This is a genomic window from Novosphingobium sp. FG137 (assembly GCF_057809735.1).
Window position 1 is genome coordinate 23,900 of record NZ_JBMDKN010000014.1, and the last position, 15,748, is coordinate 39,647.

The 15,748-nt window shown below is 66.3% G+C and carries 12 protein-coding genes; all 12 read right to left on the reverse strand.

Annotation, left to right across the window (positions count from 1 at the left end; translation table 11 throughout):
* Positions 1-23: 23 nt before the first annotated feature.
* The 12 genes from ACODS2_RS22945 to ACODS2_RS23000 all read right to left on the reverse strand — a co-directional run bounded on the left by ACODS2_RS22945 (position 24) and on the right by ACODS2_RS23000 (position 15,665).
* Positions 24-1,238 carry an MFS transporter gene (locus ACODS2_RS22945; protein ID WP_489000804.1) on the reverse strand — a complete coding sequence of 405 codons (1,215 nt, stop codon included), beginning with the start codon at positions 1,236-1,238 and terminating at the stop codon, positions 24-26.
* Complete coding sequence (locus ACODS2_RS22950; protein WP_298173376.1) at positions 1,231-2,295, reverse strand: LacI family DNA-binding transcriptional regulator; 1,065 nt, start codon at positions 2,293-2,295, stop codon at positions 1,231-1,233. Before ACODS2_RS22950 ends, ACODS2_RS22945 begins: the two co-directional genes overlap by 8 nt.
* A gap of 3 nt (positions 2,296-2,298) precedes the next feature.
* Positions 2,299-3,231: a glycoside hydrolase family 16 protein gene (locus ACODS2_RS22955; protein WP_489000805.1), complete on the reverse strand. Its 933-nt coding sequence runs from the start codon at positions 3,229-3,231 to the stop codon at positions 2,299-2,301.
* Entirely contained in the window at positions 3,231-4,733 is a 1,503-nt protein-coding gene (locus ACODS2_RS22960) for a tryptophan halogenase family protein (protein WP_489000806.1), read from the reverse strand. The genes ACODS2_RS22955 and ACODS2_RS22960 overlap by 1 nt, the downstream gene beginning before the upstream one ends.
* The gene (locus ACODS2_RS22965) at positions 4,730-5,761 is read right to left on the reverse strand and encodes a cupin-like domain-containing protein (protein ID WP_489000807.1); all 1,032 of its coding nucleotides are present in this window, start codon (positions 5,759-5,761) and stop codon (positions 4,730-4,732) included. The genes ACODS2_RS22960 and ACODS2_RS22965 overlap by 4 nt, the downstream gene beginning before the upstream one ends.
* A complete protein-coding gene (locus ACODS2_RS22970; RefSeq protein ID WP_489000808.1) occupies positions 5,754-6,473 on the reverse strand; it encodes a SapC family protein in 720 nt (239 codons plus the stop codon). The genes ACODS2_RS22965 and ACODS2_RS22970 overlap by 8 nt, the downstream gene beginning before the upstream one ends.
* Positions 6,470-7,999, reverse strand: a complete 1,530-nt coding sequence (locus ACODS2_RS22975) for a tryptophan halogenase family protein (protein ID WP_489000809.1) — start codon at positions 7,997-7,999, stop codon at positions 6,470-6,472. Before ACODS2_RS22975 ends, ACODS2_RS22970 begins: the two co-directional genes overlap by 4 nt.
* A 112-nt stretch (positions 8,000-8,111) precedes the next feature.
* Positions 8,112-11,099, reverse strand: coding sequence for a TonB-dependent receptor (locus ACODS2_RS22980; RefSeq protein ID WP_489000810.1), 2,988 nt, complete (start codon positions 11,097-11,099; stop codon positions 8,112-8,114).
* 231 nt (positions 11,100-11,330) lie between these two features.
* Positions 11,331-12,266 (reverse strand): alpha/beta fold hydrolase, encoded by a 936-nt coding sequence (locus ACODS2_RS22985; protein WP_489000811.1) that lies wholly within the window; start codon positions 12,264-12,266, stop codon positions 11,331-11,333.
* Positions 12,266-13,222, reverse strand: a complete 957-nt coding sequence (locus tag ACODS2_RS22990) for an NAD(P)H-binding protein (protein WP_489000812.1) — start codon at positions 13,220-13,222, stop codon at positions 12,266-12,268. The genes ACODS2_RS22985 and ACODS2_RS22990 overlap by 1 nt, the downstream gene beginning before the upstream one ends.
* Entirely contained in the window at positions 13,219-14,079 is an 861-nt protein-coding gene (locus ACODS2_RS22995) for an HTD2 family dehydratase (RefSeq protein WP_489000813.1), read from the reverse strand. The genes ACODS2_RS22990 and ACODS2_RS22995 overlap by 4 nt, the downstream gene beginning before the upstream one ends.
* On the reverse strand, positions 14,079-15,665 hold the full coding sequence (locus ACODS2_RS23000; RefSeq protein ID WP_489000815.1) for an acyl-CoA dehydrogenase family protein: 1,587 nt from the start codon (positions 15,663-15,665) through the stop codon (positions 14,079-14,081). Before ACODS2_RS23000 ends, ACODS2_RS22995 begins: the two co-directional genes overlap by 1 nt.
* Positions 15,666-15,748 lie beyond the last annotated feature (83 nt).

Sequence of the window (15,748 nt, forward strand, 5' to 3'; positions counted from 1 at the left end):
AGCATCAAAATCAAGCGGGCCTGTCAGATTTCGCGAACCGTTCCGGATGAAAGGCCCCGGAGCAGCAGTGCGGCCAGCAGGGCAAGTGCGGCGAACAGAAGAAAGAGCCCGGAAAAACCGAACCACGGCACCAGTGCGAGCGTGAACCAGGGCATGACCAGCGAAGGCATGGTGTTGGTGAGATTGAACAGGCCGAGATCGCGTCCACGCCGGTTGCTGTCGGGCAAAGTGCGCAAGGTCTGGGCGGAATGCAGTGCGAGGAAGATCGAGGTTGAGAATCCGAACACGGCGTAGCTGACAATCCCTGCCGAGACGCTCTGTGCCAGCGCCATGCCGACAAGGCCGAGCGGCGCGACAAGGGTGCACACCACAAGCGGCAGGAACGGCTGCTGGCGCTGATCGGCCCAGCGGCCCGCCAGGAGCGCTGCCGGGGCCGAGAGCACGAGGACCATGCTGAACACCCGCGCGGTGAGGTGATCCTCAACCGTCGGATCGATCGAGCGCAACCAGAGGTAGAGGAACGAGAACAGCGCGGCTTCGGCCACCTGCACGAGGAGGCGCGCGGCCCACATGCGCAGGGCCGCACTCCTGCGGAAGCGCTGTGCGGAGGGTGCGGGCGGCGGGCCGTCCGCTGGCGCGGCTCTGGTCACGGTGCGGCCGCCCAGCAGGAGCGCGGGCAGCACTGCCGCCGCCACGACCGCCGCGACGACGGTGAGGCGGCCGTCTGGCGAGGCGAGGCCGGGAATGGTCACCAGCGCTCCGGTCAGCGCACCGAGCCCGGGTGCGAAGGCAAGGAGGCCGCCCAGCAAGCCCTTCTGGCCATCGGGCACACAGTCTGCGCCCCAGGCCGCAAGCGGGGCGAGCATCATGTTGAGCCCGAGCTGCCAGAGAACCACGACGATCACGATGGCGCGAAGGCTGTGCGCCGATGGGACGATGAGCAGTAGCACGCAGGAGAGCGCCAGCCCCAGCCCGGACCAGAGGCGGCGCGAGCCCGTGATGTCGCTCAGCCAGCCGAACAGGATATGGCCGACACTGGCTGAAATGGCGCCGCAGAAGGCGATGGCGGAAAGCCAGACGATGGCCTGTTCGCCCGGCACGAGAGCCGCGACACGCACCGGCAGCAGGATGGTGAGGAACGGGACATAGGCAATCGAGCCGCCAGCCCAAGCGAGCGCATAGAGCACAAGGAACCAGAGGGACCGGCGCTGCTGGCCCTCGCCCGGCGTGTCAGGCACGCACGGTTTGCCGGGCGCTGGCGACCGAGCCGCGCTCGACCAGACTGGCCGGGATCACCGTGAGCGCATCGGGCAGAACATCGCCCTTCTGCGCGGCGATGATGAGTTCGACCGCCTTCGAGGCGGTCGCCGCGATGGGCTGGTCGATCGCGGTGAGCTGGGGCTGGGTGAACTGCATCATCGGGGTGTTGTCGAAGCTGATGATCGAGAGGTCGCGGGGCACGGCAAGCCCGGACCGGCGCGCCACTTCGAGCGTGGCCAGCGCCATCTGGTCGCTGCTGGCGATGATCGCGGTCGGCGGTTCGGGCAGCGCGAGCAAGGCCTGCGCCGCGCTCTCACCCGAGGCATATGTGAAATCGCCCGCCTGCAGCAGGCCATCGGTGGGGAGGCCGGCCTCGGTCATGGCCGCTTTCCAGCCATCGACGCGCCAGCCGCTGAGGTTGTATTCCGCCGCGCCCGCGATGAAACCGATGCGACGGTGGCCATGATCCACCAGATGGCGCGTTGCTGTGGCGGCGGCGCCTTCATCGTCCATCAGGATCGGCATGCCGGCATCGCGCGCCTTGGAGCCGATCCGCGCGAAGGGGATCTTCTGCTCATCGAGGCAGCGCACGATTTGCGGGTTGTCCGAATGTGGCGGGGTGAGGATGATGCCATCGGGCTGGAGCGCGGCAATGGCGGCGAGGAGTTCACGCGTCACATGGTCAGAATGCGTATCGACCAGTTCGACGATCATCCGGTAGCCGTGTTCGGCGCACTTGAGCATGCCGCCCAGAAGCATCTGGTCGACCCAGTCGGTCCCCTGCCGCGCGCGCCAATCGGCGATCGTGCGATCGCGGTCGTTGAGCGCGAGGATCAGGTAGGAGCGCGATCCGCTCATCCGCTGAGCCGCAATTGAGGGTACGTAGCCGAGGCGATTGATCGCCTCGAGCACACGCTCCTTGAGTTCGGGACGGACGTTGGGCTCGTTGTTGATGACGCGGCTGACAGTCTGGAGCGAAACCCCGACATCTGCCGCAACGTGCCTGATCGTGACCGCCTGACGACGCCGCGCCATGCGTTACTGGTCCCTTTGCTGTGCCGCTGGCGTGATGCCGGCGGCCTGCGGAGGCCTTTGCCAGACGCGCACCCAATCGATCAAGAAGCGCTTGGGAAAATTGCTGTTGGACACGCCCTTGATCCCACGCGATTCCGCAAGGCCGCCGCCGAATGCGAGGTTGAGAATGAGGTGGAAGGGCTGATCGAAGGGCGCGCCCGGGGTGGCTGAACCGGAGGTAAACCATTCGCTGCGCTGGCGGACGGCGTAAGTCTCGCCATCGATCTGCCACGTGATCCGGTCCGGCTCCCACGCGATCGCATAAGTGTGGAAGCCTTCGAGCACGGCGGGTTTGTGGACTTCGTCACCCTTGTGGGTGTTGCCGGGCCAGGGCTTGCCGAAGTGCAGCGTGCCGAGGATCGTGTCCTCCTTGCCGCCATCGCAGGCCTTGCAGGGCACGCCCAGGTTCACCGCCTCGAGAATGTCGATCTCACCCGAGGCGGCCCATGGGCCGTAAGTATTGGCTTCCGGCAGCATCCAGATTGCGGGCCAGGTGCCCTGTCCCTGCGGCAGGCTGGCGCGCACTTCGATGCGGCCATAGCGCCACGCGGCCTTGCCGCGCGTGGTGAGGCGGGCGGAGGTGTAGTCGCGTGTGACGAGGTCGCCGGGCTTCGCCGGATTGGTGCGCTGGCTGGCAGGAAGGGCCGGGCCGCTGACGCGTTCGTGCAGCGCGGTGATGACGAGCGCCCCGTCCACGATACGGGCGTTGTCCTTGTGATCGGTGTAGCACTGGCGCTCGTTGTTGCCGCCGCCCCAGCAGTCGACGTCGAAGCTCCACTTCGCGCTGTCGATAGCCGGGCCCGTGAACTCGTCCGACCAGATAAGCTGCCAGTCGTCCGCCGCGGCATGGGCCGGCAGTGGCACCGCCATGGCCGCGAGCGCGAGCAGGCGCCGCATCACGCGGCGCGCGCTTCCTGCGCGCCGCAATACTGCGCCACATAGGCGTGGTGATCGGGTAGGCCCGCGACCGTTTTCGCAACGCTTTCGCGCAGGCCGCCCAGCAGGTGCGCCAGTTCCGCGTCCGAAAGCTTGGTCGCGACCGGGTGGTAGCTCTGCGGCATGATGCCCTGGCCCATCATCACTTGTACCCAGCTGTTTTCGACGAAAAGCTCCTCGTTTTTGCGGAAGACGCGGCCGGTTTCGCGGAACAGCTCAATCTTGTGGGTGAGGCTGTCGGGGATATCCATCGCCGCGCACTGGCGCCAGAACGGGCTGTCGCGCCGGTCGGTCGCCTTGTAGTGGAGGATGAGGAAATCGCGGATCTGCTCCATGTCAGTCATCTGCTGATCGTTAAATTCCGCCACGTCGCGCGGGCTGATCGCGCCCGCCGGAAGCATGCGGACGATGCGCAGGATGGCGCGCTGGATGAGGTGGATGCTGGTCGATTCCAGCGGCTCCATGAACCCGCCCGAAAGGCCGACCGCCACGCAATTGCGGTGCCACTGCTTGCGCCGCGCGCCGGTGGTGAAGCGGATCACGTTGGGCTGGGTCAGCCGCTCCCCCTCGACGGTGGAGAACAGGCGGTCCATCGCGGCATCCTTTGAAAGGTAGCGGCTGCAATAGACAATGCCGTTGCCCTGCCGGTGCTGGAGCGGAATGCGCCACTGCCAGCCCGCATCATGCGCGATGGCGCGGGTGTAGGGCACTGGCGGGCGGACGCTGGCCGTCTGCACCGCAATGGCGGAATCGCAGGGTAGCCAGTGGGTCCAGTCGTCGTACCCCACGTGCAGCGCGCCTTCCATGAGGAGCGCGCGAAAGCCGGTGCAATCGAGGAAGAGATCGCCTTCGAGCCGCTGGCCGGATTCAAGACGCAGCGCGGCGATATCACCGGTTTCGGGATGGAGTTCGACTTCGGCGATCTTGCCTTCGACGCGGCGGCATCCGTCGGCCTCGGCCAGCTTGCGCAGGAACATGGCGTAGAGGCCGGAATCAAGCTGATAGGCGTAGTTGATCCGGTTGTCCGGCAGGTGGGCGAACTTGGACTTCATCGCGGCCTGAAGCTCGATGCAATAGTCGTCGTAGCTCGCTGCGTGGCCCTTCGTGAGGCCGTGCATCCAGAAGTGCTGAAAGCCCGCGCTCCAGTGATCGCGGCCGGTCACCCCGAAGGAGTGGAAATAGCTTTCACCCGGCACGCGCCAGTTTTCGAAATTGATGCCGAGCTTGAAGGTGGCCTGCGTGGCGCGCATGAAATCGGCCTCACCGATGCCGAGCAGGCGGTTGTAGGCGACGAGCGGCGGGATCGTGCTTTCGCCCACGCCGATGGTGCCGATCGCTTCGGATTCGACCAGCGTGAGTTCGATCGCATCGCCGAGGGTACGCGCGAGCGCGGCGGCGGCCATCCAGCCGGCGGTGCCGCCACCGGCCACGACGATACGGCGCTTGGGGCTCGTTTGAGTCATTTGCTGAGGGTCCTTAGCAGAAATGCGCGGAGGCGGCCGGCGGCGGCAGGATCCAGCGGATCCAGAATGCCGCGCCCGCCTGCGGGGATATGGTCGGTGACGTCAGGGCCGTTTTCGAACACGTAGTAATCGAAGAGCGCGCGCCAGATTGCCTTGTCCTCGGCGGGCAGATCGCGGATCGAGAGGATCGCGTGGTTGAGCGCATCCTGCGGCTGGCCGAGCCAGCGCGGGGTATCGCGCCACCAGTAGTTCATCAGGATGTTGAACGGGGCGAGCCCTTCGACATGGTGCCACCACATCGAGGGGATGAAGAGCGCGTCGCCCGGCTCCAGCACGGCGACTTGTGCGTGGCCCAGCGCTTCGGCGAAGCGGGGGTGGAGGGCGAGGTCCGGCGCGTGGAAATCCACCATCGAAACCGCGCGTCCTGCCGGCGTGTTGTCGATGGGGCCGAGGTGCAGATTGGCGAACTGCTCGGGCGGGAACAGCGTGAAGCGGCGGCGACCGGCGGCGCAGCAGGCGAGGTTGTCGGGAAAATCGTTGTGTGCCGCGATCCGCGTGGGCGTGCCGATCCACAGGCTGATAATGGGTTCGCGGCTGCCGAGGTCGAGGGGGTTTTCGGCGGCGACGGTGGTGAAGTGCGTCGGCACATCGATCGATCCGAGATAGATCGCCGGGGCATCGGCGCGGCCCTCGTTGGCGTCCATCCCGGCGAACACATCGGCGAGCTTGCCGCGCGCTTCGCGGAAATTCATTTCCATGTCCGCGCCGTAGAACAGGCGGCCGTCCTTGCCGGGTTCGCCCAGCGAGACCGTGAAGGGGACGGGGCGGGCGCGTTTGAGGAGATAGGTGCGCGCAGCCTTGGCGGAGGCGAGCCCCGCTTGCACCAGCGGCCAGTGGCTGACGAGGCCGCGGACCACGAAAGGCGTCCGTGCGCCTTGCAGCAGGGCATCGAGCGCAGCGGCATCGCCAGCCACATGCTCTTCCACCGCGGGCATTGCGGCGAAGATCGAGACGTCTGCTTCAGCCAAGCGCGATCCGGCGGTTCTTCCGCGCGACGAGGTTGCCGAACTGCGCAAGGCTGGCGAGCACCATGTAGATGCGCGCGAGATGGCCGTGGGCCATCAGGGCCTGCAAGGCTTCGCCATCGAGCCCGGCGAGGCGTTCTTCGTGGATCGTCTGGAAGCCGACGAGCGACTGGACCGCACCGTTATCCAGCGTGACTTCGAGGGTGAAGGGCTCGACCAGCTGGTAGGCTTCGAGCGCGGCGAAGAAGTCGTCGCCCTCGTGCCAGCCGTAGTCGAGATCGCCGAGCATGGTCGCCACGGATTCGAGCCAGGGTGTCGGCGCGCCGGCATCGTCGAACACGCGCACGCCTTCACCGCTGGCCGAGATGCGGGGGTTTGCCATGTCGACGTGGACTTGAGGGGCCGCGCCTTCTTCAGGCGGGCGGCCGATCAGGAAGGGCTGCACGGCGTGGGCCATGGGCCGGTAGCGCGCGTCCCACGTGCTGCCTTCGAGGTAGAGGTTCTCACCCGCCTCGAAACCGAACAGCGCGAGTGCGGCGAGCTTGCCGGTTTCGGCATCGCGGCGGAAGACGATGGGATAGTGCGCCTGAACCTCGCGGAATTCGGCGGGCATGGCGAGTGAGGCCATGACGTTGTCGCCGTATTCCGCCCCCGCCTCGGTGTGGATGCGAAGTTGGCCGTGATCGGCGGGATTGAGGATCTGGTGCTGGCTCATGCGGGTATCCTGGCAGCCGCAGACCCTGCGGCGAGAAGGTCGAGGTAGTCGCGCGTGGTGGGCAGCGCAGCGGCAAGCGCGCGCGCCTTGGCGGCGATTTCTGCAAGCCGCGCCGGGGCGGCGGGCGTGGTGCTCGCAAGCGGGACAGGGATGCCCATGCCGTGCAGCACATATTGTTGGCTGGCGGCGGGGAACATCTCGTCGATGCGGGGGAAATCCCATGCCGAGGGTGCCTGTTCGCGCCACAGCGCAAGGCATTCGGCGAGGCGCGGCGGGATGGTTTCAGTCGCGCGCTGGGCCTGCCAGTAGGGCTCCGTGCGCTGGCTCGGCACGTAGTGGAGCTTGAGGAATTCGACCACGCGGTCCCAGCGGTAGCGGAACAGATCGTTGAAGCGCGATGCGTGGATGTCCATGCTGGCGCGGCTTTGCGGGAAATTGTCCGCCAGCGCCTTGAGCGAAAGCTCGATCAGCACGATGGCCGAGGCTTCGAGCGGCTCGATGAACCCGGCGGAGAGGCCGACGGCAAGGCAATTGCCAATCCAGAAGCGGTCGCGGTGCCCGGTCCTGAAGGCAAGCTTGCGCGGGGTCAGGCTGGCGGGATCGGAACCGGGGATCTTGGCCGCGATATAGCCCCGCAGGATTTCCGCCGCGCGGTCGTCGCTGATGAAGCGCGAGGCATAGACACAGCCAATGCCGCGCCGGGTGGGCAGACCGATATCCCAGAGCCAGCCTGCTTCATGCGCCGTGCCGATGGTCTGCGCAGCGATGGGGCTACCGGGTTCGACCGGGACCTGCACCGCAAGCGCGCGGTCATTGAACGAGACGTTTGAGCGGTCGACCCATTCGGCGCCGCATTCACCGGCGATGAGGATGGCAGCCTGGCCCGAGCAATCAAGAAACAAGCCGCCCTCAAGCGTGGCACCGCCCTGGAGCAAGAGCGCGGCAATATCGCCATTTGCTGCACGGTTGACGCCAGTGACCTGCGCAGCAATCCGCGTGACGCCGAGCCGCTGGGTGGCGTGCCGCATCAGCAGTGCGGCGAATTTGCCGGCATCGAGGTGATAGCCGTAGTTCAGGGCGCCGGCATAATCGGGCATGGCGCGCTGGCGGGGCGCGAGGTTTGCTGCGCAGACCGCATGCTGCGGGGTAATAGCTGCAGCAAATGAGCCTTGCCGGCCACCGGTCTGCCATGCAGCGGCAAGATCGCGCATGTCTGCTGCGGGCGGGGCGGTGAAGGGATGGAGGTAGCTGTCATCAGCCGAGCCGTCGCGCCAGCCATCGAAGCGCGAGCCCTGCTTGAAGGTCGCGTCGCATGCGACGAGAAATTCCACCTCGGGAATGCCGATCGTCGCCAGCGTCTCGCGCATCGTCGGCCAGGTACCTTCGCCGACGCCGATGGTCGGGATATCCGGCGCTTCGACCAGCGTGATGTGCTTGCCCCGCAGCCGCGCGCCGAGCACGCATGCGGAAAGCCATCCGGCGGTGCCGCCGCCGACGATCACGATATGCTCGACCGGGGTGCTCATTTCGAGGCGACCTTAGCGCAGTTTTGAGCGTGTTACCAAAGCGAAGAGCCGCACCGCTTTGGGGGCAGTGCGGCTCTCGTCAATGCAGGACCTTCGTTCAGGCGTGAACCGGTCAGAAGGTGAAGCGTGCCCCCGCTGCCCAGCGCGCATAACCGGGAGCCGCGAAGAACACGGTTTGGTCGTTGCGCATGTGGCCCTTGCGGTCGGCGTTGGTGATGTTGATCCCTTCGCCGAAGACGGTGACGCCCTTCTTGATCTCGTAGCTCGCGCTCACGTCCCACTGGCCATAGGCGTTGGTGTAGTAGGGATCGAAGCCGTAGCCCGAAAGGAACCCGGCGCGCCAGTTGTAGGCGACGCGGGCCTGGAGGCCCTTCTTGTCGTAGTAGAGCACCGCGTTCGCACTGTTGCTGATGCCGGTGACCGCGAACTGCGGCACGGTGTAGCGCTTCGTGTTGTCGAACTTGGTATCGCTCTGCACCACGGTGTAGTTCACGATGGCACCGAAGCCGGTATCCCAGAAGCTGTGCTGGACCGCGAATTCCCAACCCCAGATGCGAGCCTTCTGATCGCTGTTGGTCGGCTGCGTGGTGATGAAATTCACCAGCGGATCATCCGCCAGCGACTTCACACCAGTCACATTACCCTCGCCGTCGCGCCCGGCAACGGTCTGCGGATACTTGTTGCCGATGTAGTTCATGATCTGCTGCGCGGTGGCATCCGATCCCAGCGCGGCCCGAGCTTCCTGCGCACGGGCGCCGGCTGCTGCGTTGGTCAGGCCGAACGCGGGCTGATTGACCTGCGTCTGGCTGATGTAGTTCTTCACCACCTTGTGGAAGAAGCCCACCGAGATGTAGCTCGTCGGCCCGTAGTACCACTCACCCGAGATATCCACGCCCTTCGACTTGTAGGGCAGGAGGTTCGGGTTGCCGCTCGAGGCCGTGCTGCCGCCGATGCGGATCGGCGAAGCAAGCGAGGTGCCGCCCTGCATGCTGGCATAGTCGGGACGGGTGATCGTGTGGCTGTACGACGCACGGAACTTGAAGTTCTTGAACGGCTGCATGTCGAAGTCGATCGCGGGCAGCCAGTTCTCGTACTTGCCCTTGAGCGTGACGAACGAACTCTCCGCACCATAGACAATCGCGGTCTCGTTGCCGCCGCTCCAGACCGTTCCGGTCGGGACAGGCACAAGTGCGCTCGAGTCCACCTTTGTCTTTTCGTAGCGCAGTCCAAGCCGCAGGTGCGAAGGCGCATCGCCCAGATCGAACGAGTGGGTTGTCTGGATATAGGGCGCGACGGTGCGTTCGCGGATCGAACGGTCGGTATCGAACTTGGCCAGGCAGGTGCCGGCAGTCTGAGCGTTGCCGCAGATGCCCAGCTTGTCGTTGAGCAGATTGATGAGGCCGGGGGTGTTAACGTTGAAGTAGCTCGGGATGATGCCGTTGCCGGTGACGTTCATACCCTTGAGATCCGCGGGCAGATCCCGGATCGTGTAGAGATCGTCCGGCGTATCGGCCTTCGAAAGCGTGCCGCCCCAGGTATCGTTCTGGATCACGCCAAAGGCCGAGCGCACCTTGTTTTCGGTGTAGGTGACGCCGAAATCGAGGCTGTCGATGAACGAGGCATCGAAATCGTAGCCGCCGCGCAAGGCCAGCTCGTTGATCTCGTCACGCATGTAGGCGGTGCGGAAAGCGTTGCCGGCGGGGCGGATGTTTGCTGCGTTGATCTCTGCGCCCGGGTACATCTCGACCGAGATGACCGGCATGTCGGAGGTGAAATCGACCTTCTGGCTCTTCACGCCAAAAATCGCGCTGCCGACCGCGATGCCCGAGCCATAGGGCGAGGTGGGCTTGCTCTCGGCAGTCGAGTGATGACCGTCGAGTTCGAGACGCAGGCCGCCGGGGCCATCCCACTTGAGGTTGCCGCCGATCGAACGGTTGATCGACCGGTTGGCCGCAACCGCGCCGGTGATGGCGAGATCCTTGCCGGGGCCGAAGTTTTCGGCGTAGAAATTCGGGCCTGCGGCGGGGCCGTCGGTCCAGCTGCTGCTGGTCTGATCATGGTTGAACCACACGCCGATGCTGTTGGTGCGCGCATCGATGGTGTTCTGCGAGAAGGTGTAATCAACCGTCGCGACCAGCGTGTCGGTCGGCTTGACCTGGACCACAGCCTGCCCGTTGATGCGCTGGCGGCGGAACGTGGTGAAATCGTAACCAGCGTTCTGCGTCACCTGATAGACGGTGTTCGGGCCGGGGCGGTTCTCGGTGCGGGCATAGTTGCCGCGCCAGTCGTTGGCATCGACCGGGAGCGAGCCCCAGTTGTTTTCATTGCCGAGGTAGCCTTCGCGCCAGCCGGCGTTGAACTGCGCCTGGCTCGCGCGGCGATCCTGATACGAGCCGCTGATCGAGATGCCGATGCGGTTGTCGGCGAAGGTATCGCTGATGACGCCCGAAACTTCCGGCTTCACCTTCTGACCCTCGAACACCGAGGTATCGTAGAGCGCCTTGGCGCCGATGCTGCCGTGCAGGCCGGGGCGATCGAGCGGGCGCGGGGTCTTGATGTTGATCACCGAGCCGATGCCGCCGGTGGCGAGGCTGGCGCGGCCCGACTTGTAGACTTCGACGCCGGCAATGCCTTCCGAGGCGAGGTTGGCGAAATCGAAGCTGCGCGAGGCCGGTGCGCCGCTCGAGCCACCAAGGCTGGAAGCAGGCATCTGGCGGCCGTTGAGCAGGACGAGGTTGTAATCGGGGCCGAAGCCGCGAACCGTGACGAACTGACCTTCACCATTGGAGCGGTCGATCGAGACACCGGTGATGCGCTGCAGCGATTCCGCAAGGTTGGTATCGGGGAACTTGCCGATGTCTTCCGCCGAGATCGCATCGATCACGCCGATGCCCGAACGCTTGATGTTCAGCGAGCTCTTGAGCGAGGCGCGGATGCCGGTGACGACGATCGTCGCGGCCGGTTCATCGCTGGCAGCGGCCTGCGGCGCGGCGGCGGGCGCCGCTTCCTGCGCTACGGCTTGCTGCGCGGTGAGAGCGAGTGCGGCTGCCGACGCCCCGAGCATGAGGTGGGCATAGGCAGGCTTGCGCGATGCTTTCATTGCGATTCTTCCCCCTGAATTCCGGCGCTTTGTCCGGTTGAGTCCTGTAGATGCAAGGCTGTTGTGAACGTTCACCTAACTGGGAACGTTCACTTCGTCAAGCCGGAACCGGGCGTTTTGCGCACAGGCGATTGCAGTTTACGCCTTAGCCGTTGCCTGTTGCTCGAATGCAACGAGCCAGCCAGACCGGGGCCTTTCCGGTTGTGAAAGGTATCATGCCGCGCGGCCGAGCTATTGCCCGAGGAAGCGTTCGAGCGGCGCAAGCGCGGCGGCGGGGGCTTCTTCGAAGGGGACGTGACCCATGCCCGGCAGGCGGACAAACCGCGCATTGGGCAAAAGGCGCAAGTAATCCTGCGCATTTTGCACGGGGATCATGTGGTCCTGCTCACCCCAGAGCAGCAGGGTGGGAGCAGCGATACTGCGCAGGCGCGCCGCAGGATCGGTGATCACGGTCTGGCGGGTGCGGTCGAGAATCGCGCGGCGGACACCTGGAGCAAGGAGCATGTCGCGGTATCGTTCGAGCACGGCATCGGGCAGCGCATCGGGGCGCGCCCACGCCGGTGCAAGATTGGCGCGGATCAGCGAGCGCGGACCCACCCATGGCATCAGGTTCATGACGAAGGGCACTTCGGGTGCCTTGCCATATTCGAAGCCGGGGCTGGCAAAACCATCGGGGGAGATCAGCACGAGCTTTGCGACGCGCTGCGGATAGCGGGCAGCAAACTCCCAGGCGAAGCGGCCGCCGAGCGAATTGCCGATGAGGGTGGCCCGGGGCAGGCCGAGTTGGTCCATCAGTCCCGCAAGGATGGCGAGGGTGCGCGCATCGGAATAGTCCCCAGTGGGATCGGGACCGGTCAGGCCGAAGCCGGGAAGATCAAGCCGGATCAAGCGGTACTTGGCGGACAGCGCCTTGGCCCAGGGCTCCCAGGTATCGAGGCTTGAGCCGAAGCCGTGGAGCAGGATCAGCGCGGGCGCATCGCGCGGGCCGGTATCGCGCAGGCGCAGCCGCAGGCCAAGGACAGTGCGGTATTCGCCGGGGTAGGCGGTTTCCAGCGCGGCGCGCGGCTTGTCCGGCGCATAGAGCCACAGCGCGAGGGCGGCGATGGCCAAGAGCAAGAGCGCGGCGGCCCAGCGCAGGATGCGGCCCAGTTTAGGAACTTTGGCCATCAGAACACCGCATGCTCGCCGCGATCATCGGGCGCGGCTTCGCCCGAGAGGATGGCGCGGTAGTGATCGAAAAGCGTGTCGGAGCCCGTCTCGGGCGTCAGCGCGGCGCTGTAAGTGCCGGTTGCAGGATCGAGGACGAGCATGGATTCGGTCGCGTAATAGTGGCCGATGCGTGCGAGCTCTGCCTTGGTGGCGAGCGGGGGGATCAGGCGCGCGGCAAGGCCCAGCGCTCCGGCGATGCCGCCGAGGAAGCCGGGCGGGACCGAGCGGTATTTCGGCGGAAGGCCGGTCAACGCAAACAGTGCCTCGCCCTGCTCGCGCGGGGTGATCGCGGGGCCGGGGCCGCCGATGGGGAGCACCTTGTTCCAGCGGTCCGGTTCGGTGAGGCAGCCGGCGATATAGGCGCCGAGATCGCGGTTGCTGATGGGCTTGCAGGCGGTGAGCGTGCCGTCCCCGAAGAGGAGGAAGGGCTTGCCGCTCCGTACGCGCTCGATCTGCCCGGAGAGTGATTTGAAGAAGGCCGTTGGACGCACGATCGAATAGCGCATGCCCGAGGCGATGAGCTGCGCCTCAAACGCGAGCTTGGCCTGCTGGAAGGCGCGCAGCGGCTTTTGCACGCAGATGGCCGAGAGCAGCACGAAATGCCGCGCGCCGCAGCGCTCCGCCAAGGCGAGCGCGTGGCTGTGGGCCTTGTGGTCGATCGCCCAGGCATCGCGCGGGACGCCGGTGCGCGATGCCATGCACGAGACGACAGCGTCGAAATGCTCACCGGCAAAACCGTCATGCATCAGACTGACCGGATCGGCGGGATCGGCGCGGCGCAAGGTGACGCCGGGGAGCGGCGCGCCGGGCTCACGGCGGACCATGGCGACGACATCATGCCCCGCATCGACCAGCGCCTGCGCCGTCGCCCTGCCGATCGTGCCGGTGGCGCCGAGCAGGGCAACGCGGCTCATGCGGCGGGCGCTGCCTTGGCGGCCATGACCTGCCGGCCATCGGCGGCGTGGGCGGCCATGATGAGCGCGCCGTCCTCATGCTTCAGCGCAAGGTGCAAGGGCTCATCAGCCACGGCGGGAGAGACGGCGCGGAAGCTGAACTTCGCGAGCGCCGCTTCCGATTCCAGCGTGCGGCGCGCGAGATCGAGCAGAAACGTGGCGATCAGCGGGCCGTGGACGACAAGGCCGCGATAGCCTTCGGTGCCGGTCGCGTAGGGGTGGTCGTAGTGGATGCGGTGCGTGTTGAAGGTGAGCGCGGAGTAGCGGAACAGCAGCGCGGGGGTGGGGAGCACTTCGCGCGTGGCATCCCATCCTGATGGATCGAAACGGCCTTCGCCGGGCGGTGGCGGAGCAGGTGGGCTGCCGGGGGGCGGGGCATCGCGGTAGACCAGCGTCTGCGTTTCGCGGATGGCCAGCGTTTCCCCGGCGAAGGTTTCATGCGCGAGTTCGGCGAAGACGAGGGGGCCAGTGCCGCCCTGCTTTTCGGTGAGCGAAAGCACGCGGGTGCGGCGTTCGATGCTGGCACCCGCGGGAATGGGCGCGAGGAATTCCGCCGCGCCTGCCGCCCACATGCGGCGTTCGAGGGGGAGCGGGGGGAGGAGGCTGGCGGGGCTCTCATCGCGCTTGGGGTGGCCGTCTGGCCCGAGGGCGGCCGTGGGCGCGTCTGGTGTGCAGAGGCACCAGTGGAGGCCTTGGGGTGCGGTCTTGTCCGAAGGTTCGGCGCGGTTTAGCGTGGCGCACCAGCGGGTGAGAAGGCTGGGCGTGAGGACATCCCGGCGCACTTCCTCTCGGCCGATCCATGCGGTGTAATCGCCCATTAGCCGCGCCCCGCCATGAGGCCGCGCGCGATGACTTGCGCCTGGATTTCCGCAGCGCCTTCGAAAATCGAAAGGATGCGCGCATCGCATAGTACGCGGCTGATCTCGTATTCCAGCGCATAGCCATTGCCGCCATGGATCTGCAGGCTTGCATCGGCGGCGGTCCAGGCGGCGCGGGCGGCGTGGAGCTTGGCCATGCCGGCCTCGATATCGCAGCGGCGGCCGGCATCCTTGGCGCGCGCGGCGGCGTAGGAGAGTTCGCGCGCGGTGATGTATTCGGCAAGAATGACGGCGAGCTTGTCGGCCACGCGGGGGAAATGGATCAGCGCCTGCCCGAACTGCTTGCGCTGGAGTGCGTAGGCGAGGCCGAGTTCCAGCGCGCGGCGGGCGGTGCCGACGGCGCGCGCAGCGGTCTGGATGCGGGCACCCTCGAAGGTCTGCATGAGTTGCTTGAAGCCGGCGCCCTCCTTGCCGCCGAGGAGCGCATCGGCAGGGGCGCGCATGCCGTCGAACTGCAGGGTGTATTCGCGCATGCCGCGGTAGCCGAGGACTTCGATTTCGCTGCCGGTCATTCCCTCGGCAGGGAACGGATTGTCTTCCGTGCCCCGAGGCTTCGGGACAAGGAGCATCGAAAGGCCTGCATAGCCCGGCGTATCGGGCTGGGTGCGCACCAAAAGTGTCATCAGGTCGGAGCGGGCGGCGTGGGTGATCCACGTCTTGGCGCCGTGAATCACCCAGTCGCCGTTTTCGTCCTGCTTCGCGCGGGTGGTCAGCGCGCCGAGATCGGAGCCGACGTCGGGTTCGGTGAAGACGGCGACCGGGAGCGTCTCGCCCGCGGCGATGCGGGGGAGCCATTCCGCCTTTTGCGCTTCGGTGCCGCCAAGCATGATCAACTCACCCGCGATTTCGGAGCGCGTGCCGAGCGAGCCCGCGCCTATCCAGCCGCGCGACAATTCCTCGCTGACGAGGCACATGACGAGCTTGCCGAGGCCGAGGCCGCCGTAGCTTTCAGGGATGCACACGCCGAAAGTGCCGAGATCGGCCATCGCGCGCACCGTTTCGTCCGGGATCAGCGCGTTTGCGAGGTGCCACTTGTGCGCGTGGGGGATGATTTCGGCATCGGTGAAGCGGCGGAACTGGGCGCGGATTTCATCGAGCTCGGCATCGTGCAGCGTTTCGCTGGGCCACTGCCCCTCCGCCAGCGCGGCGGCGAGGGCGGCGCGGGTTTCGGCGAGGTCGGCATCGAGCAGGGGCGCGGCGGCTTCGGCAAGGGTGCGAGCCTCGGCGGTGAGGCCAAGGTCGGCCGGGCGCAGCATTTCGGCGGGGCCCATAAGGAGTGCGCCGGTGAGCTGACCAAGCGTTTCGGCAAAGGCGAGCTCGGCTACCAGAGCATCGAGCGGGTTCGCTCCGCCGCCGGTTTCGGCCCAAGCCGCGACGGCTTCCATCGCGGCGACGCTGGTGGCGATCCACGCGAAGCCATGCGCGGCGCGTTGTTCCGCGTCGACCGTCCGATTGGCGAGGCGTCGGGCGAGCGCGACGCGGGCGGCTTCGCGGTAGGCTATGGTCGCTTGGAGGAGTGGGCGCAGGGCCACGGACATAGGGATTACTCAATCAAACAGACCGTTCGTGTCGAGCGAAGTCGAGACACCATGCGCGGTGTGTGGTGTCT